The organism is Streptomyces sp. MST-110588 (assembly GCF_022695595.1).
In the GTDB taxonomy this organism is placed as follows: Bacteria; Actinomycetota; Actinomycetes; order Streptomycetales; family Streptomycetaceae; genus Streptomyces.
Genome location: NZ_CP074380.1, coordinates 1,028,451 through 1,046,798 on the forward strand (window position 1 = coordinate 1,028,451; position 18,348 = coordinate 1,046,798).

The following is an 18,348-nucleotide window of genomic DNA, read 5'->3' on the forward strand; positions in this document are numbered from 1 at the left end:
GTCAGGGAGTCAGGGAGTCCGGGAATCCGGGAGTCAGGGAGCCCGGGAGCCGACGTCGTCACCGAGGCGGGAAGCCGCCTCCCAGGACCGAAGCCGTCACCGGGGATCGAAGTCGGCGGCGGCCCGCTCCCGGAACACCCGCATGGCCTCGGCGGTCACCGGGCCCGGCGCGTCGCCCAGTCGGCGCCCGTCGAGACGGGTGACGGCCTGCACGTCGCGCAGGCTGGAGGTCAGGAAGACCTCCTCCGCCCGCTCCAGGACGTCCAGCGGCAGATCGGTCTCCTTCGCGCCGGCCCATTCGACGGCCAGGGCGCGGGTGATGCCCGCCAGGCAGCCCGACGCCAGCGGCGGGGTGTGCAGCTCGCCGTTCAGGACGACGAAGACGTTGGAGCCGGTGCCCTCGCACAGGCTGCCGACGGTGTTGCCGAACAGGGCCTCCGAGGCCCCCAGTTCCCTGGCGCGGGCCAGTGCCACGACGTTCTCGGCGTACGAGGTGGTCTTCAGGCCGGTGAGCGCGCCGCGCTCGTTGCGGGTCCAGGGCACGGTGACGGCCGCGGTGGTGTCGGGGTACGGGGTGGTCTCGGCGAGGGCGACGACCAGGGTCGTACCCGCCGCGCCCCGGTCGGAGCCGAGCGGCGAGAGCCCCCCGGTGTAGGTGACGCGCAGCCGGCCGAGCGGCATCGGGTTGGCGGCCAGGACGGCCGAGCAGGCCCGGCGGACCTCGTCGAGGTCGGGGTCGGGCAGGCCCAGCCCGCGGGCGGAGAGGGTGAGCCGCTCCAGGTGACGGGTCAGCGCGAAGGCGCGCCCGTCGACGGCCTTGAGCGTCTCGAAGACGCCGTCGCCGACCGTCAGGCCGTGGTCGAAGACCGAGACCCGGGCGCCCTCGGCGTCCCGCAGTCCCCCGTCGAGCCAGATCTTCATGATCGGTTCCCTTCGCTCGCCCGGTGCGTTCCCGACGCTACCGCCAGCAGCCGCCGGGCCTTGAGTTCGGTCTCCGCCCACTCCCCCTCGGGGTCCGAGCCCCAGGTGATGCCGGCCCCGGTACCGAAGCGCAGTACGGGGCCTGTGGGCGCGGCGCGGTCGATCCAGAAGGTGCGGATGCCGACGGCCAGCTCGCCGGTGCCGCGGTCCGCGTCGACCCAGCCGATGCCGCCGCAGTAGGGGCCGCGGGCGGCGGTCTCCAGTTCGTCGATGATGCGCAGGGCGCTGCTCTTGGGCGCGCCGGTGACCGAGCCGGGCGGGAAGGTGGCGGCCAGCAGCTCGGCCCAGGCGGTCTTCTCGTACGCGTCGGCGATCTCGCCGCGCACGGTGGAGACCAGGTGGACCAGCCCGGGGTGCTCTTCGAGCGCGCACAGCGCCGGGACGGTCACCGAGCCGGAGGCGCAGACCCGCCCCAGGTCGTTGCGGACCAGGTCCACGATCATCACGTTCTCGGCGTGGTCCTTGTCCCGGAGGTCTTCGGCGGTCGGGGCGGTGCCCTTGATGGGGCCGGATTCGACCGTACGGCCCCGGCGGCGCAGGAACAGCTCGGGCGAGGCGGTGGCCACCTCCACACCGTGCGCCGGGAGGCGGACCGTGCCCGCGTACGGGGCCGGGTTCCCGCGGGCCAGCAGCGCGCTCAGCGCGTCCACGTCGGCCCGGTCGGGGTCGGGCAGCGGCGCGGTCAGGACGCGGCAGAGGTTCACCTGGTAGACGTCCCCGGCCGCGATGTACTCGCGGATGCGCCGTACGCCGGCGGTGTACGCGGCGTGGTCCAGGGAGCTGGTCCAGTCCCCGGGGGCCGGGCCGCGCCACCGTCCGGGGTCCGGGACGGGCGCGGGGGCGGGGCGTACGTCGCCGAAGCGGGCGCAGCACAGGCCCCCCTCGGCGTCGGCCACCACGGCCCACCATCCCGTCGACTCCAGGGCCGCCGGGTCGCTGGTGACATCGCGCAGGTCGGTGGCCAGCAGGCCGCCGAAGCGGGCTATGGGAGGGAAGTCGCGCACGTCAGTGAGTCTATGGCGCGGGGCCACCGGCCGCCCCGGGCGAGCGGGCACCGCAGCACGCTGGGCAAACGCGTTTTTGTGCTGGCCCCGGAATCCGCTAGAGTTCAACACGTCGCCGGGACGCGCAAACGCCCCGGGGAACGGAGTGCCTCACCGGACGTAGTCTGGGGGAGACACACTGCGGACGTAGCTCAGTTGGTAGAGCACCACCTTGCCAAGGTGGATGTCGCGAGTTCGAGTCTCGTCGTCCGCTCGAAGTGGGGGATCTTCCCGAACCCCTACACTCCTGGTGGAGTGGCCGAGAGGCGAGGCAACGGCCTGCAAAGCCGTCTACACGGGTTCAAATCCCGTCTCCACCTCCAAGGACGATTAGCTCAGCGGGAGAGCGCTTCCCTGACACGGAAGAGGTCACTGGTTCAATCCCAGTATCGTCCACCGGTCCGCAAGGACCCGCCCCGCCTTCGGGAGGGGAAACCCGCGCGATTAGCTCAGCGGGAGAGCGCTTCCCTGACACGGAAGAGGTCACTGGTTCAATCCCAGTATCGCGCACGCAGTACCGCGGCCCCGGCCGCGGCTCCCAGGACGATTAGCTCAGCGGGAGAGCGCTTCCCTGACACGGAAGAGGTCACTGGTTCAATCCCAGTATCGTCCACACCGCAGGCCGAGGGCCGGAGCTTCTTGCTCCGGCCCTCGGTCGTTCCCGCGTCAGGACCCGGCGCCCCCGGTGATCAAGAGGAGAAGAGCATCCGGCCGAAGCCGCGGTGCCCGTGATGGCCGTGGTGGCCATAGTGACCGTGCTGTGCCTGGTGCGGGGCGCCCCACGCGGGAGCCGCCGGGTACGCCTGCGGGGCGGGCGGGGCGGCGGCGCCTGCTGGGCCCACTGCGCCTCCAGCCGGCTCAGCGACTCCAGCTCCCCGTAGTCCAGGAAGATCCCCCGGCAGCCGGCGCACTGTTCGATCTGCACACCGCTGCGGTTGTACGTGTGCATCGGCGCATGACACTTGGGGCACTGCATCTCGGCTCAACTCCTGTCGTCCGTAGGACACCGCCGGAACGGCCGTACGGCGGCGAGGAATTCACCCTATTCGCCTTCTCCGCCCGCCAACCCGCCCGGAACGGGGGCCATCCGGGCGCAGGCGTCGACGAGCGCCTCCTCGACCTCGTCCAGCGGGCGGGGCGCGGCGGTGGCCTTGGCGACGGCGAGGGCCGCGGTCTGGACCGTCAGGGCCCTGGCCGGTACGTCCAGTTCCGGCCAGGGGTCGCCGTCGGGGCGCACCGCCGGGCCGCCCGCGCGGCGGTAGGCGTCCAGGAAACGGGACCAGACGTCGGGGGCGAGCAGGCCGGTGGCGTACCAGGCGGCGGGGCGGGCCAGGTCCCAGGCCGGGTCGCCCAGCCCGAGGTCGTCGATGTCTATGAGGAGCCAGGGCCCTTCGGGGGCCGGGTGCCTGACGAGCTGTCCGAGGTGGAGGTCGCCGTGGCACAGCGCGTCCGTACGGGGCGACGGCGCCTCGTCACGGGCCCAGGCAGGCAGCAGCGACCAGGCGCGTTCGATGACGGCGCGGGCTTCCGCGAGCGTACGGGTTTCCCCAGGGGTACGGGTTTCCCCAGGGGTACGGGCCTTGGCGGGCGGGCCGGCTTCCGCGAGGGTGCGGGCCCCGGCGACGGGGGCCGCGGTGGTGTCGTACGGGGGGACCGGGGTGGTGCCGTCCGGCCGGGCCCCGGTGGTGCCGTACGAGGAAACCGGAGCCGTGCCGTCCGGCCGGGGAGCAGTGGCGGCGCGCAGGCGGGCCAGGGCGCGGGCGGCCTTGGCCGGGCCGCGCATCGGCGGCACCGGGCCGGGCAGCGTGCCGGGACGGACCGTGTGCAGCCGGGCCAGCAGGCGGGCGGCGTCCTCCCAGGGGGCGGCGGCGGGGTCGTCGGGGGCGACCGGCCGCCCGTACGGCCAGCGGGTCACGGGGCGGCCGTCGTCCAGGAGGGTGAGGAAGCCGTCCGGCGCGGTGAGCGGCAGCGGCGGCAGCACGATGCCGCGCAATCGCGGATGGGCGGCGACCCGCAGGCGCACGGCGAGGTCGGCGGGGTCGCAGTCCGGCGCGTGGGCCTTGGCCACGGCGGGGCCGCTGCGCACGACGGTGACGTCGGGCCGGTCGGCGAGGACCTGCGCCGGCCGGGCCGTGGGGCCGGCCCCTCCCGCCGCCGCGGTGAGGGCCGCCAGATGGCCGGCCGGTGGTGCTGTGGGCATCGCGCTCCCCCGGTTCGTACCGCGCCGCCACGCTCCGGGCGCCCGGCCGGGGCCCGGACACAGGCTCCCGGCGATCCTACGCGGCCCGGCGGGTACGAGGACTGCGGAGCACCGTGATCGCGGAGCCCGGCGGGTACGAGGACCGCGGAGCCCGGCAGCCCCCGGAGCCGGCAGCCGTGAAGCCGGCAGCCGCCCACCACGACGCCCATAACCATGCGGTATGCCAGCCGCGCGGCATACCGGCCGCAGCGCGCGACGGCCGCACAGCGCGATGGCCGGGCATCTCCCCAGATGCCCGGCCACTCGTGCCGTCCGCCGCACACCCCCGTCCCCACGGGGTTGACGGCCGGAATGTCCCCCGTCCCCGGGCCGCTCTCCCGGGGCCGCGGCGCCTCAGCGCCCCAGCATTCCGGCCACGGACGACGCCTGTGTCAGCACGGCGTCCCAGCCGCCGAACACGACGGCGAGGAGAACCGCCAGCGGCAGCACCATGGCCACCGCGACGAGAGGATGGCGGGTGCCGGAGGACTGCCGGCCCCCGAACGCCGCGGCGGCCCTGCGCCCGTGCGTCCGTACGACTGTGCGTCCCGAGCTGTACGCCATCGTTCCTCTCCCGTTCCTGCCCCGTTTTTGGGGCGGCGGGCGTCCTGACCTCGGGGGACGAGTGCTGCGCCCGCCGCTTGGAGACAACATTAGGCAACCGGCGGACGCCCGGCGTCATGCCGTCGTACCTATTGCCGGGCCTCCGCGAGGATGACGGGGCCCCTGGTCACGTACTCCCCTGGGTGGAGACGGGCCGTCAGCTCTGAGGGTCTTCCCAGAGGGGACGCCCGCGCAGCTCCGACTCCTCGGTCCGGGGCACGGGGTGCTCGACCAGCGCCAGCACCCGGTTGGCCATGAAGCGGGCGGTCCGTACCAAAGAACCGTTCCTGGTGACTTCGCTCACTTCGACCACTCCTCTGCGCACCGCCGTCTCCACCCTCCGGCCCGCCCTGCTCGCCACCACCTCGTACACCTTCGTCGTGTCCCCGGCGTCCACGACGATCTCCACCCGGTCACCCTTCACCGCGTCAATCCCCCTTCGGCTGCGGACCCTTGGGGTCCCGCGCGGCAGGCCGCGCCGCACCGCGGCCGGTTCCCGCCCGCTCTTCGAGGATCCCACCCGGCACCGACAATCCACTCGCCGACGCATGCGCGGCCTCTGAGCACACCGAGCCGTCAATCCGTAAGCTGTGCCACGTCAGACGGGACCGGGCAGCGGGGATGGACATGGCGATGATGCGGCTCCGACGCGAGGATCCGCGTGTCGTCGGCTCGTTCCGGCTCCACCGGCGGCTCGGCGCGGGCGGGATGGGCGTGGTCTACCTCGGCTCCGACAAGCGCGGGCAGCGGGTGGCCCTGAAGGTCATCAGGCCCGACCTGGCGGAGGATCAGGAGTTCCGGTCGCGGTTCGCCCGTGAGGTGTCGGCCGCACGCCGGATCCGCGGCGGCTGTACGGCGCGCCTGGTCGCCGCCGACCTGGACGCCGACCGGCCGTGGTTCGCCACCCAGTACGTCCCGGGCCCCTCGCTGCACGACAAGGTGAACGAGGAGGGCCCGCTGTCCCCTGCGCAGGTCGCCTCGATCGGCGCAGCGCTCTCCGAGGGCCTGCTGGCCGTCCACGACGCGGGGGTGGTGCACCGGGACCTCAAGCCGTCCAACATCCTGCTGTCGCCCAAGGGCCCGCGCATCATCGACTTCGGCATCGCCTGGGCCACCGGCGCCAGCACCCTCACCCACGTCGGTACGGCCATCGGGTCGCCCGGCTTCCTCGCGCCTGAGCAGGTGCGCGGCGCGGCGGTGACACCCGCCACGGACATCTTCGCGCTGGGTGCCACCCTCGCGTACGCCTGCACCGCCGACTCGCCCTTCGGGCAGGGCAGTTCGGAGGTCATGCTCTACCGCGTGGTGCACGAGGAGGCCCAGCTCGCCGGGGTGCCCGACGCGCTCGCCCCGCTGATCGCCGCCTGCCTGGACAAGGACCCGGCGGACCGCCCCAGCACGCTGTCGCTGTCGCTGCGTCTGAAGGAGATCGCGGCCCGCGAGGCGCACGGCCTGTCCGGCGGACCGCTGGAGGGGGGCCCGGCGCGTCCCCGGGGAGAGCGCTCCCCCTACGCCCGGCCCACCGGGCAGCGCGCCGAGGAGTACGCGCGCCAGCGCACGGAACGGCGCCCGGCGAACACGCCCGCCCCCACGCCGCGCCCGCAGCCGCCCGCCCGCCCCAGCCACGCCCGGCCACGCCCCGCGCCGCCGCGCCCCGGCCCGCGGCTCCGGGCACGGGCCCCGGCACCGGACCGCGCTCCGGCGCACGCCCGCAATCCCGCGGCCCCGCCGCGCGGGCCACGGGGCGAAACGGTTCGCGTCCCCCCGGCCGTACGGCCCCGGGCGGGCGGCGGCCCACCGGCCCGGACCGCCGGCTGCTGCGACAGCGGATCATCGTCTTCGTGACGGTCACCCTGCTCGTCGCGCTGGGCATCGCGGCGGCACAGGGGTGCCAGGGCCCGTCGGACCGCGGGCTGGGCGGAGAACGCCGTACGCCGGTCTCCACCGTCCACAGTGACGTTTCCGCCGCCCCCGACACCACCCGCGACACGCCCGGCCGCCCCGTACCGCCGGTCACCTCCGCGTCCTCCGCACCGTCCGGTCCGGTCGGCCCGCCCGTCCCCTTCACCGACTGAGGACCGCCCGCCGGCCCGTAGGCTGCCTCCCGGCCACCGGCGAGGGTACATCCGCAGGTCAGAGCCTGCCGCCCGGCTCCGGGCCGATCCTTTGTCGCGGTCACACAGCGCTATATGTCCGTCTGCCGACGCCATACGGGCAGAGCCCCTATACACGGGAACACCCACGGGCGCCCAGTCGTTGAGGGAATGCCGACAGCGCCGCGGGGACTCCCAGCAGCGGCGGCGGCATCCAACCTCGTCCGGACTTGCTTCCCGGTCGGGGTTTTCCCTTTGAGGGGTCCGTCACAAGTTCGGGCCCGCTCCTCAGGGGGAGGAAGCCATGGCCGGACTCGAAAAGAGGAAGACCGCCCGCAGACTGCTCCGGGCCGCCGCCTTCAGTTTCGTCCGAGGTGCGGCGGCTGCTGCGGGCGGATGCACCATCACCGTGTTGGCCTGGTGGGCGGAACATCGATGAGCACCGGCCGTTGTCCGGCGCCACGCCATCCGTGACAGGACGTCACCAGATCGCTGGTTCTGACCGCTGCGCTGGACGACCTCGCGCAACACAGCCACGGCGACACGTCCACCGCCGGCACTAAGCGCCCGCCGTCGAATCGCAGCAGCGGCAGGCCGGCCGGCAGACTGCGTAGCCGCTCGACGTCGATGTCGCCGCGGCGCGGCAGCCCTGCCCCGAGTTCGACTCTTGTTCGAGGCGATGGCACCATGTGCGGCATGACGATCAACCGAAAGGTCCATGCCGCGTAAACGGCCAGGACGTATCCGGGCCGGCCTCCCGCGCCGACGCCGGTCACAGGACAGCACCACGGTCATAAAGGGCTTTTCCTCGCGAGCGCTGGCCGAGATAGGCCGCCTTGAGCGCACCCGGAACCATCTGGAACCGGGAGACGTCGGCCGGGCCGTACGCCTGTGGAAGGACTACGTCCACCGTCCGAAGCGAGAGCTGTGGCACGACTTCGACCGGCTCTGGCACGACGACAAATGGTGCGACCTTCACTGGCACTGCTGTGGAAACCCGCTCGTAGCCCGGCAACTCCTCGACATCACGCTGCGAGCCCTGCCCCACCGCGGAGCCCGAGAACTCCGAAAGGCCATCAGCAGGCTCGACGCCATCTGGACCTTGCCCCCACCCCCACTACCGTCGGTGCCAGACGAGAGATGAAGAACAAGCTCAGCACACAGCCGTCGCGCACGCCCCCGCGCACCCGGTCCGGGCCGGCCTCGAAGGAGGGACCAGGACGGACGAGGACGGACCAGGGCGAACTCAGTCCCCCGGCCGCCCGGTGGCGACCGCGTAGAAGGCGACCGCCGCCGCGGCGCCCACGTTGAGTGAGTCCACGCCGTGAGCCATCGGGATGCGGACCCATTCGTCGGCCGCCCTCAGGGCCCGCGCGGACAGGCCGTCCCCCTCCGCGCCGAGCATCAGCGCGGCCCGGTCCAGGCGGTGCGGGGCGGCCTCGTCGATGGCGGTGGCCCGGGCGTCGGGTGTCAGGGCCAGCAGCCGGAAACCGGCTTCGCGTACGGCCTCCAGGCCCTGGGGCCAGGTTTCCACCCGGGCGTAGGGCACGGAGAAGACCGCCCCCATGGAGACCTTCACCGAGCGGCGGTAGAGCGGGTCGGCGCAGTCCGGGGAGAGCAGCACCGCGTCCATTCCCAGGGCGGCGGCACTCCGGAATATCGCACCGATGTTCGTATGATCGTTGACGGCTTCCATGACGGCGATGCGGCGGGCGCCGCCGAGCAGGTCGGACGCGGCGGGCAGCGGCTTGCGCTGCATGGAGGCCAGCGCCCCGCGGTGCACGTGGTAGCCCGTCACCCGCTCGGCGAGCTCGGGGGCGACCACGTACACGGGCGCCGCGGCCTCGTCGATCACATCGCGCATGACGTCGGCCCACTTGGCCGACAGCAGCATGGACCGCATCCGGTAGCCGGCCTGCCGGGCGCGCCGGACGACCTTCTCGCCCTCGGCGATGAACAGCCCTTCGGCGGGCTCGCGCCGGCGCCGCAGCTCGACGTCCGTCAGACCGGTGTAGTCGCTCAGCCGGGGGTCGTCCGGGTCGTCGACGGTGATGATTTCAGCCACGGGGTGATAGTGCCTTGTCGGTGTCGGGGGTGCGATGCCGGGAACGGCGCCGGCTAGCGGGGGGTGTCCGTCGCGGCGGCGGTGACGCCGACGACGTCTCCGACGACGATCACCGCCGGGGGACGTACGCCTTCGGTCCGTACGGCCTCGCCGAGGGTGGCCAGGGTGGCGTCGACACGGCGCTGCGCCGCGGTGGTGCCCTCCTGGACGACGGCCACCGGCGTGTCGGCGGGACGGCCGTGGGCGATCAGCTCGGTGGCGATCGCGCCGCTGTTCTGTACGCCCATCAGGATGACGAGGGTGCCGCGCAGCCGGGCGAGCGAGGGCCAGTCCACCAGGGACCGCGCGTCGTCGGGGGCGACATGGCCGCTGACGACGGTGAACTCGTGGGCGACGCCCCGGTGGGTGACGGGGATGCCGACCGCGCCGGGCACGCTGATGGAGCTGGAGATCCCGGGTACGACGGTGTACGGGATGCCGGCCTCGGCCAGCGCCTGGGCCTCCTCCATGCCGCGCCCGAAGACGAACGGGTCGCCGCCCTTGAGGCGCACCACCGTCTTCCCGGCCCGGGCGTGTTCGATCAGCGCGTCGTTGATGGCTTCCTGGGCCATGAACCGGCCGTAGGGGATCTTCGCCGCGTCGATGACCTCGACGTGCGGCGGGAGTTCGGCGAGCAGGTCACGGGGGCCGAGCCGGTCGGTGATGACGACGTCCGCCTCGGCCAGCAGCCGACGGCCCCGTACGGTGATCAGGTCCGGGTCGCCGGGGCCGCCGCCGACCAGGGAGACACGGACCGCGGGCCGGTCGCCGGATTCCGGGCCCCGGGGGCGGGCGCGGTGGTGCGGGGCGGCGAGGGTGCCGTCGCGCAGGCCCTCGACGACCGCGTCGCGTACGGCGGCCGAACGGCGCGGGTCCCGGCCGGTCAGGACGGCGACGGTGACGCCTTCGCTGCGGCCGGTGGCCGGCGTCCAGGCGGTGGCCGCCTCCGCGTCGTCGGAGCGTACGCACCACACCCGGTTCTCCTCGGCCTCCCGCGACGCCGCCGCGTTGGCCTCGGGGTCGTCGGTGGAGATCAGCGCGTACCAGGCGTCGGCGAGGTCGCCCGCCCGGTAGCGGCGGCGCTCCCAGCGGATCTCACCGGTGTCCGCCATGGCCTCCACGGACGGGGTGGCCGACGGGGAGACCAGCAGCACGTCGGCGCCGGCCGCGACCAGCGCGGGCAGCCGGCGCTGGGCGACCTGGCCGCCGCCGAGGACGACCACGCGGCGGCCGGACAGGCGCAGTCCGACGGGGTAGGCGGCGTGTTCGACGGCGTGCTCGGCCATGGCGGGAGGGCTCCTTGCGCAAAGGGGGCGGATGGCCGCTGCTGCACTGGAGCGGCTGTTCACGGAGGCGGTACGGGGTACGGCCCCGGCCCACAGCCTAGGGGGCTGCGGGCCGGGGGTCATACGGGGTCAGGGCTGTCGGTCAGCTCTTCTCCGTCACACCGGCGGTGTCGAAGGTGGCGACCTCGTGCATGGCGCGGGCGGCGCTCTGGACGACGGGCAGGGCCAGCAGGGCGCCGGTGCCCTCACCGAGCCGCAGGTCCAGGTCCACCAGCGGGCGCAGCCCCAGCTTGGTCAGCGCCGCGACATGGCCGGGCTCGGCGCTGCGGTGGCCCGCGATGCAGGCGGCCAGCGCCTCCGGGGCGATGGCGCGCGCCACCAGGGCCGCCGCCCCGGCGCTCACACCGTCCAGGATGACGGGCGTACGCAGCGAGGCGCCACCGAGGATCAGACCGGCCAGGGCCGCGTGCTCCAGGCCGCCGACCGCCGCCAGGACGCCGATCGGGTCGGCCGGGTCGGGGCGGTGCAGTTCCAGGGCCCGGCGTACGACATCGATCTTGTGGGCGTGGGTCTCGTCGTTGATGCCCGTGCCACGGCCGGTGACCTCGGCCGGGTCGGTGTCGGTGTAGACGGAGATCAGGGCGGCCGAGACGGTGGTGTTGGCGATGCCCATCTCGCCCGTGAGCAGCGCCTTGTTGCCCGCCGCGACCAGGTCCCGGGCGGTCTCGATGCCGACCTCGACGGCGCGCAGCGCCTCCTCGCGGCTCATGGCCGGGCCGGTGGTGAAGTCGGCGGTGCCGGGGCGGATCCTGCGCGGCAGCAGGCCGGGGGTGGCGGGCAGCTCGGAGGCCACACCGACGTCCACGATGCAGACCTCGGCGCCGACCTGGTTGGCGAAGGCGTTGACGACCGCGCCGCCGCCCAGGAAGTTGGCGACCATCTGGCCGGTCACCTCCTGGGGCCAGGGGGTGACGCCCTGGGCGTGCACGCCGTGGTCGCCCGCGAAGACCGCCACGGCGGCCGGCTCGGGGATCGGCGGCGGGCACTTGCGCGACAGGCCGCAGAGCTGCGCCGAGATGATCTCCAGCATGCCCAGCGCGCCGGCGGGCTTGGTCATCCGCTTCTGCCGCTCCCACGCCTCACCGAGCGCCTTGGCGTCCAGCGGGCGGATGCCCTGGAGGGTCTCCTGGAGGAGGTCGTGCGGGTCCTCGCCGGGCAGCGCGCGGCGTCCGTACGTCTCCTCGTGGACCACCCAGGACAGCGGGCGGCGCTTGGACCAGCCCGCCTGCATCAGCTCGGGCTCGTCCGGGAACTCGTCCACGTACCCGACACACAGGTAGGCGACGACCTCCAGGTGCTCGGGCAGGCCGAGCTCGCGGACCATCTCGCGCTCGTCGAAGAAGCTGACCCAGCCGACGCCCAGGCCCTCGGCGCGGGCGGCCAGCCACAGGTTCTCCACCGCCAGCGCGGAGGAGTACGGGGCCATCTGGGGCTGGGTGTGGCGGCCGAGGGTGTGCCGGCCGCCACGGGTGGAGTCGGCGGTGACGACGATGTTCACCGGCGTCTCAAGGATCGCCTCGATCTTCAGCTCGCGGAACTGCTTGGCGCGGGCCTTGGGCAGCGACTTGGCGTACGCCTCGCGCTGCTCGGTGGCCAGCCGGTGCATCCGCTCGCGGGTCTCCTCGGAGCGGATGACCACGAAGTCCCAGGGCTGGGAGTGGCCGACGCTGGGGGCGGTGTGGGCCGCCTCCAGGACGCGCAGCAGCACCTCGTTGGGGATCGGGTCGCTGCGGAAGCCGTTGCGGATGTCGCGGCGTTCACGCATCACACGGTGGACGGCGGCGCGCTCGGAGTCCTCGTACGGGGCGGCGGCCGGACCGGCGGGCTGCTCCTGGGGCTCGGAGTCGGGCCGGTCCTGCGGGGACTGGTCCTGCGCAGGCTGGTCCTCTATGGGCTGCCCTTCCGAGGGCTGTTCCGCGACGGGCTGTTGTGCCGTGGACGGTTCCGCCAGGGGCTGTGCCGCCGCGGGCCGGCCCTGTGCGGGCTGTCCGGCAACGGGCTGGTCCGTCTGGGGCCGGTCCGTCCCGACGGGGCCGGGAGCGGTCCGGGCGTCGGCGGGGGCGGCTGCGGGGGCGGCGTCCGTCGTGACGGCGGCGGGGATCGCATCCGTGGCGGCGGGGGCCGCCGGGGCGTCCGTGGCCGTCCCGGCCGGCGCGTCGGTGACGGCGCCGGCCACGGCGACTGCGGCACTTGCGGTGTCTGGCATGGGGTCCGCCTCTTGTGCACCGCTGTCCTCGGCCGTGGCCTGGGACGCGGATCGGGGTCCGGCGGGTGCCTGGGCCTCGGTGGTCTGTACGGGGGTGCCGGCGGGACCGGCGGTTGCCGCGGGAGCCTGGGTACCTTCGGGCATGCCGGCGGTGGTCCTGACCCCCTCGACGGCTGGGGTGACCGTTTCCGTGGCCACGGTCTCTTCCCCGGCGGGCGCCGCCGGGGCGGGCTCCACGGGAGCGGAGGTCTCTTGCACGGTGGGGTCCTGTGCCGTGATGTCCTGCTCGGCAGCCGCCTGAGCGGGGGTTTCCTGTGCGGGGATGTCCGGTACGGCAGGCTCTTGTACGGCAGGCACCTGTACGGCCTCCCCGGACACGTCGCCCTCCACCGCGGCGCCACCGGAACCGGGCTGCCCGGTGGGGGCCTCCTCGGTGACGGGCTGCGCGGCAGCAGCGTCCTGCTCGGCCGGTGCGACGGGAGCCGGCGCGCCGGCCTCCTGCGTACCGTCGGCGGGCACGGTCCCCGCCTCCCCCGACGCCGGTCCGGATGCCTGCACTGCCGGGGCCGGGGCCGGCTGCACTGCCTCTGCGGACTCCTGGGGCCCGGCGGCCTCGGTGTCCCCCGCGACCTCTTCGGCCCCGGCAGCTTCGGCGACCTCCACTGTCTCCACGGTCTCCGTGACCTCCAGGGCCTCCGTGACCTCCACGGCCTCCGCGGCCTCGTCGGGCACCTGCGCCGGGAGAGGCTGCGCCTGGTCGGCGGCCTGCGGCCCGTCGGCCGGGGAGCCGGTCTGCTGTGCGGGCACCACCGGCACCGGTACGGTGCCGGGTGCCTGCTCGGGGAGCGGAGGACTCCCGGCGGGCCGGTCGTCCGCCACGCCCTCGCCCGGCGGCTGCGGATGCGCCACGGCCTGAGCTTGGGCCTGGGCTTGGGCCTGGGCTTGGGCCTGGGCTTGGGCCTGGGCCGGGATCATCTGTTGCGGAGCCTGCTGCTCCGGCAGAGACTGAGCCGGCCCGGCGTGCTGGAACTGCTCTTCCGCGACGACGGACGCGGCGTCCGCGCTCTCCGGGGCTCCCCCGTCCCCGGTGGCCTGATCCGCCGCACCCTCAGCAGGCAGTCCGGGCACATCAGGCATCCCGGGCTTTTCGCTGTCGAGGCCGGCCGTTTCCACAGCGGACTCGCCCTGGGCCGATGCCGCGTCCCGGGCGGCCATCTGCGCCGGGATCGCCCCGTGCGGGACGTCGGACACCGCGGCGGATTCCCCGGGGATCGCGGACGGTTCCAACGCCTGCGGAACCCCGGATGTTTCGGACACTTCGGACGCTTCCGGAATCTCGGCAGCCTCCGTGGCACTCTCAGTCTCCGGGGGCGCTACGGCCTCGGCCGCCACAAAGGGCCCGGCCTCAGCGCTCTCCGTGGCTTCAGTGCTCTCCGTGGCCGTACCGGCGGCCTCGGCAGCCGCCTCCGGTGCCCCGTCAGCACCCTCGGCCCCGGCCGCGGGACCGGAAGAACCCGCCCCCTCCGAAGCAGCCCCTGGAGAAGCAGCCGCATCAGCCGAAGCGGCGGTCCCCGGCACAGGAGCATCCGGCATCGGAGCCCCAGGAACAGGAGCCCCAGGAACGGAAGCCCCCGGAACCCCCGCATGCCGCACGGGCACCTGCGGCGGCGCCCCCGCGGGACCGCGGTCGGCCAGCGAACGGACCACGCCACCGGTCGCGTCGGGCACCGGCGGCCCCATGTGCAGCGGCCGGCGCGCACCCGCGGCCTGTGCGGACGCCGCGGCCTGGTTCTGCTGCGGCACCGTGGCGGGCGGCGGGACGCGGACCGTGCCGTACTCCACGGAGCCCGCGTCGCGGCCACCGGACTCGTGGGTGCCCGCCTCGGGCGGCAGCGGTTCGTACGCCACCGCGCCCGGCGCCCCGGAGTCGTACCCGGCCTCCTGGCCCGGCAGCGGCCCCGGCTGCGCGGATGCCCCCGGCTGCCGGAGCTGCGCCTGCCCTTGAGACTGCGTCTGAGGCCGGGCCTGGGGCTGCGGTGTGTGCTGAGGCTGCTGTTCGCTGCCCCACGCGCCCTGCGCGCCCGGCATCAGCAGCAGGTCGTCGTCCTCGGCGCCCGGTTCCACCGGGTCGAGGAAGGTGTACGCACCGGATGCCGGGTCGGCACCCGGCACCTCCGTCACGCCGGCGTCGGCAGGCGGGGGCACGGCCGCCGGCTGCGGCTGCCCGAGCTGTCCGCCTGCGTTCTCCGGCAGTCCCTCGCCCGGGACCTGGCCGGTGTCGGTCATGCGTACCCCTCGCCCATTGGTAGTGCTCCTTCCAACCGCTCGTGCGACGCGCTCGTCCGCGGCGCGCCGAACGCCCCAATAGCTAGAACGAGCGAGCACGCCTCGCGGCACGTCCGCCCTTGAGAGCTTCATTAACGGCCAAAACCACGGCACTTTCCGGATATTGGCGTACGAAGCCGAACGCGGGACGGCGGCGCAACGATCCGCCAGCCTACCTCTCCCGGCGCGCCTCCCCCATCACGGGTGAGAAACGCGATAACCAGTCAGCAAAAAGACGACGGCCCGCTCGCGTTCGACCCAGGCCGAGGTGTCCAGGTCCACCGACTGGAGCAGTACGCACTCGGTTTCGTAGCCGCCGTCGGCCAGCGCCCGGCCCAGCGCCTCGGCCTCGTCCCGGGTCGAGGCGTGGGTGACGATGCGGTCCGGGCGGCGGGCGGCGCAGGCGGCCACGACCGCCGCTCCCCCGCCGCCGACTCGTACCACGTCCGGCTCGGGGAGGTCTTCGAGCACCTGCGGCGCGCGGCCGTGCACGACCTGGAGCTGGACACCGTACCGGCGGCCCACGGCTTCCGTACGGGCGCAGGCGTCCGGGTCCGCGTCGACGGCGATGACCGCCGCCCCGAAGCGCGCGGCTTCCACGGCGGCGGCGCCACCGCCCGCGCCGATGTCCCACAGCAGCTCACCCACCCGCGGCCCCAGCCGGGCCAGTTGGGCGCTGCGCAACTGGACGGACTCCCCCTCGCCCAGCCCCCCGCCGTACGCCTGCGCCGGCAGCCCCCAGCCGCGCGGCGCGCCCAGGTGACCGGCGTCCCGCCCGGCGATCCAGCCGCCGGCGCCCTCCGGCGGCGCACTCCCCCGGCCCTGGGCGCCGCCGGACGTCCCGCCGACGGAGATGACCACGTTCGGGTCGCGCCATACGTGGTCGGCGGCCTTGTCGGAGGTGAGAACGCTCACCTGTTCCCGTTCGGTGCCCAGTGCCTCGCAGATGACGAAGGTGCGGTGCACCTTGCCGAGCAGCAGCGCGAGTTCGGCGGGGCCCGCGCCGGGCGAGGTGAGGACCGCGACCTTCGGGTAGGCCCGGCAGACGTTCACGGCCCGGCGCAGGTCCCGGCCGTGGGCGACGACGATCTGCGCGTCGTCCCAGGGCATCCCGGCCCGTGCGAAGGCGGCGGCGACGGAGGAGACCGCGGGGACGACCTCCACCTCCAGGCCGTGTTCGGGGGCGCGCAGGATGCGCAGGACGCCGAAGAAGCCGGGGTCGCCGTCGGCCAGGACGACGGCGGTGCCGCGGTGCTGGGCGATGCGCCGGGCGGCCAGGGTCAGGCTGCCCAGGCGGATGCGTTCGGCGCCCGGGGGCACCTCGGGCAGCGCGAGGTGGTGGGCGGCGCCGGCCACGAGCGTGGCGGCGCCGAGGGCGGAGCGGGCGGCGGCGGTCAACGGCGAGCCGTCCCACCCGATCACCGTGACCCGGTCGGCCATCGTCGTCAGTCTCCTGGGGCTCGCTCTGGGATGCGGACACACGGTAGACCCGGGCGCCGCGACAGGTCGCGGGGGCGCGCGGGAAGGCCGAGACTACCCCGAGAGGTCCAGACCTGAAGGAGCACGGCGGGCGGGTCGCGCCGGCGGGCGCCCGGCCGGTCCCGTGCCGCGGCCGGTCAGTTCCACTCCGGATAGGCGAAGCCGTTGGCGTCGGCCATCCGGCCCGGGACCCCGTCCAGGTCCTCGGGGAGCAGGCTCCAGACGATCAGGTCGGTACGGATGTCGGTCCAGCCGCCGTCCTCGGTACGGGTACGGGCTATCCAGGCGTTGCGCAGCACCCCCTCACTGATGCAGCCGACCTTCTGGGCCACCTGCTGGGCGGCGGTGTTGTCGGCGGCCGTGCGCATCTCCAGGCGTTCGAACTTCTGGTCCTGGAAGAGCCACTGGGCGACGGCGAGCACGGACTCCGAGGCATAGCCCTCGCCGCGCGCCCAGGGCGCGGTGACGTAGGCGATCTCGGTGCTGAGCACCCGCCAGTCGGTGTGGTCGACCTGGAGGGTGCCGACCAGGCGCTGGGTGAGGAATTCGGTGACGGCGAAGGCGATGCCGCGCCCTTGGGTGCGTACCGCGGCGGCCTTCGCGGTGGTCCAGCCGCGGGCTTCGGCAGCGGTGTACGGGTAGGGCAGCGCGGTCCAGGCGGTGACCTGTTCGTCGTTCATCATCTCGGTGAGCGCGGGCACGTCGGACTCCTCGAACGGGCGCAGCACCAACCGGTCCGTGCTGATCGAGATGTCCGGAAAGGTGGATGTCATGCCGCTGTCCCAACGCCGTTGACCGTAGTGATCCGGGAAGTTCCGGAATAACCCGCGAAGTTCCGGTCTGTCTTGACCGTCTTTGAGTGCACAAGCATGCAGCATCGGCCCGTGGGTGTGCCACGCACATAGGAACCGTGTCCGGGCCCGCTGACATGGCCGGAAGCAGCACGCGGCAGCTCGGGAGCGCGCGCACGGCAGCCCAGGAGCGGGTACGCGGCGGCCCCGGTCACGGGAATTCCGCGACCGGGGCCGGCAGCCGTACGGGCGAAGGGGCGTCAGCCGCGGACGGGGCCGAAGGCCGGGATGACCGATCCGTCCTGGTACTTGTCCGAAATGAACTTCTTGACCTCGTCGGAGTTCAGGAGCTTGGCAAGCTTCTTGATACGCGGGTCGTTCTCCTTGCCCTTCTTGACCGCGAGGAAGTTGGCGTAGGGGTTGTCCTTGGTCTTCTCCAGCGCGATGGCGTCCTGAGAGGGCTTCAGGCGGGCACCCAGCGCGAAGTTGCCGTTGATCACCGCGGCGTCGACCTCGTCGACGTGCGGGGCGATCTGCGGGGCTTCCATCTCGGTGAACTTGATGCCCTTGGCGTCCGCGACGTCGGTCAGCTTGGCGTTCGATCCCACGCCGGGCTTGAGGGTGATGACGTGGTTGTCGGCGAGCAGCTTGAGTGCGCGGCCCTCGTTGGAGGGGTCGTTGGGGATCGCGACGGTGGCGCCGGACTTGAGGCCGGAGAGCTTGTCGATCTTCTTGGAGTACAGACCGAGCGGCTCGATCACGACGTTGACGACCGGCACGATGTGCCCGCCGTTCTTCTTGTTGTACTGGTCCAGAAACGGCTTGTGCTGGAAGAAGTTGGCGTCGACCTGGCCGTCCTCGGTGACCTGGTTGGGCTGGGTGTAGTCGCTGAACGGCCGCACCTCCAGCTTCAGCCCTTCCTTGTCCGCCAGCTTCGCCTTGACGAAGTCCAGGATGGCGGCGTGCGGGGTGGGGCTGGCGGCGATGACGAGCGGGGCGTTCTTGCCGCTCTTCTCACCGCCTGAGGGGACGTCGGAGGGCGCGCTGCAGGCGGCGGCGCCGAACGTCACCGCGGTGACGGCCGCGACGGCCACGGAGATCTTGACGGTGTTACGCACGAAGAGTGCCTCTTTCTGGT

12 protein-coding genes, 5 tRNA genes and 2 pseudogenes are annotated in these 18,348 nt (G+C 73.7%); 6 read left to right on the top strand and 13 right to left on the bottom strand.

All coding sequences use genetic code 11. The annotated features are described in order from the left end of the window. Positions 1-96: 96 nt before the first annotated feature. Complete coding sequence (locus tag KGS77_RS04635) at positions 97-921, bottom strand: aminodeoxychorismate lyase (RefSeq protein ID WP_242578806.1); 825 nt, start codon at positions 919-921, stop codon at positions 97-99. Further along, positions 918-1,985 carry a chorismate-binding protein gene (locus KGS77_RS04640; RefSeq protein WP_242578807.1) on the bottom strand — a complete coding sequence of 356 codons (1,068 nt, stop codon included), beginning with the start codon at positions 1,983-1,985 and terminating at the stop codon, positions 918-920. The genes KGS77_RS04635 and KGS77_RS04640 overlap by 4 nt, the downstream gene beginning before the upstream one ends. 180 nt (positions 1,986-2,165) lie before the next feature. On the opposite strand from KGS77_RS04640, the gene KGS77_RS04645 reads away from it, so the two are divergent. From KGS77_RS04645 to KGS77_RS04665, 5 genes are all read left to right on the top strand, one after another. Next, positions 2,166-2,238, top strand: a tRNA-Gly gene (locus KGS77_RS04645). Positions 2,239-2,273: 35 nt separating this feature from the next. Beyond that, positions 2,274-2,347, top strand: a tRNA-Cys gene (locus KGS77_RS04650). Position 2,348: 1 nt separating this feature from the next. Next, positions 2,349-2,420, top strand: a tRNA-Val gene (locus KGS77_RS04655). Positions 2,421-2,462: 42 nt separating this feature from the next. Further along, positions 2,463-2,534, top strand: a tRNA-Val gene (locus tag KGS77_RS04660). 31 nt (positions 2,535-2,565) lie between these two features. Then, a tRNA-Val gene (locus KGS77_RS04665) sits at positions 2,566-2,637 on the top strand. A 76-nt stretch (positions 2,638-2,713) separates the two neighbouring features. Here KGS77_RS04665 and KGS77_RS04670 read toward each other — a convergent pair. The 4 genes and pseudogenes from KGS77_RS04670 to KGS77_RS04685 all read right to left on the bottom strand — a co-directional run bounded on the left by KGS77_RS04670 (position 2,714) and on the right by KGS77_RS04685 (position 5,290). Beyond that, a pseudogene (locus KGS77_RS04670) lies at positions 2,714-3,000 on the bottom strand (zf-TFIIB domain-containing protein). A 66-nt stretch (positions 3,001-3,066) separates the two neighbouring features. Next, positions 3,067-4,224 carry a phosphotransferase gene (locus KGS77_RS04675; RefSeq protein WP_242578808.1) on the bottom strand — a complete coding sequence of 386 codons (1,158 nt, stop codon included), beginning with the start codon at positions 4,222-4,224 and terminating at the stop codon, positions 3,067-3,069. Positions 4,225-4,617: 393 nt separating this feature from the next. Next, positions 4,618-4,827, bottom strand: a complete 210-nt coding sequence (locus KGS77_RS04680; protein WP_242578809.1) for a hypothetical protein — start codon at positions 4,825-4,827, stop codon at positions 4,618-4,620. A 196-nt stretch (positions 4,828-5,023) separates the two neighbouring features. Continuing rightward, positions 5,024-5,290, bottom strand: coding sequence for a hypothetical protein (locus KGS77_RS04685; RefSeq protein WP_242578810.1), 267 nt, complete (start codon positions 5,288-5,290; stop codon positions 5,024-5,026). Between the two features lie 203 nt (positions 5,291-5,493). On the opposite strand from KGS77_RS04685, the pseudogene KGS77_RS04690 reads away from it, so the two are divergent. Then, positions 5,494-6,941, top strand: a pseudogene (locus KGS77_RS04690) (serine/threonine-protein kinase). Positions 6,942-7,731: 790 nt separating this feature from the next. On the opposite strand, the gene KGS77_RS04695 reads toward KGS77_RS04690, so the two are convergent. The 7 genes from KGS77_RS04695 to KGS77_RS04725 form a co-directional block, all read right to left on the bottom strand. Further along, positions 7,732-8,007 carry a hypothetical protein gene (locus KGS77_RS04695; protein WP_242578811.1) on the bottom strand — a complete coding sequence of 92 codons (276 nt, stop codon included), beginning with the start codon at positions 8,005-8,007 and terminating at the stop codon, positions 7,732-7,734. A gap of 198 nt (positions 8,008-8,205) precedes the next feature. Then, on the bottom strand, positions 8,206-9,024 hold the full coding sequence (locus tag KGS77_RS04700) for an RNA methyltransferase (protein ID WP_242578812.1): 819 nt from the start codon (positions 9,022-9,024) through the stop codon (positions 8,206-8,208). A gap of 53 nt (positions 9,025-9,077) precedes the next feature. Continuing rightward, entirely contained in the window at positions 9,078-10,349 is a 1,272-nt protein-coding gene (gene cobA / locus KGS77_RS04705) for a uroporphyrinogen-III C-methyltransferase (RefSeq protein WP_242578813.1), read from the bottom strand. A gap of 142 nt (positions 10,350-10,491) precedes the next feature. Then, entirely contained in the window at positions 10,492-14,901 is a 4,410-nt protein-coding gene (gene cobT / locus KGS77_RS04710; RefSeq protein ID WP_242578814.1) for a nicotinate-nucleotide--dimethylbenzimidazole phosphoribosyltransferase, read from the bottom strand. 237 nt (positions 14,902-15,138) lie between these two features. Then, a complete protein-coding gene (gene cbiE / locus KGS77_RS04715; protein ID WP_242578815.1) occupies positions 15,139-16,380 on the bottom strand; it encodes a precorrin-6y C5,15-methyltransferase (decarboxylating) subunit CbiE in 1,242 nt (413 codons plus the stop codon). 176 nt (positions 16,381-16,556) lie between these two features. Further along, positions 16,557-17,192, bottom strand: coding sequence for a GNAT family N-acetyltransferase (locus KGS77_RS04720; RefSeq protein WP_242578816.1), 636 nt, complete (start codon positions 17,190-17,192; stop codon positions 16,557-16,559). Between the two features lie 278 nt (positions 17,193-17,470). After that, complete coding sequence (locus KGS77_RS04725) at positions 17,471-18,328, bottom strand: MetQ/NlpA family ABC transporter substrate-binding protein (protein ID WP_242578817.1); 858 nt, start codon at positions 18,326-18,328, stop codon at positions 17,471-17,473. Between the last annotated feature and the right edge of the window lie 20 nt (positions 18,329-18,348).

Bases quoted from the DNA above. Each gene is read 5' to 3' on its own strand.
- KGS77_RS04635 (WP_242578806.1), bottom strand. From the start codon at position 921: ATGAAGATCTGGCTCGACGGGGGACTGCGGGACGCCGAGGGCGCCCGG.
- KGS77_RS04675 (WP_242578808.1), bottom strand. From the start codon at position 4,224: ATGCCCACAGCACCACCGGCCGGCCATCTGGCGGCCCTCACCGCGGCG.
- KGS77_RS04680 (WP_242578809.1), bottom strand. From the start codon at position 4,827: ATGGCGTACAGCTCGGGACGCACAGTCGTACGGACGCACGGGCGCAGG.
- cobA (WP_242578813.1), bottom strand. From the start codon at position 10,349: ATGGCCGAGCACGCCGTCGAACACGCCGCCTACCCCGTCGGACTGCGC.
- cobT (WP_242578814.1), bottom strand. From the start codon at position 14,901: ATGACCGACACCGGCCAGGTCCCGGGCGAGGGACTGCCGGAGAACGCA.
- cbiE (WP_242578815.1), bottom strand. From the start codon at position 16,380: ATGGCCGACCGGGTCACGGTGATCGGGTGGGACGGCTCGCCGTTGACC.
- KGS77_RS04720 (WP_242578816.1), bottom strand. From the start codon at position 17,192: ATGACATCCACCTTTCCGGACATCTCGATCAGCACGGACCGGTTGGTG.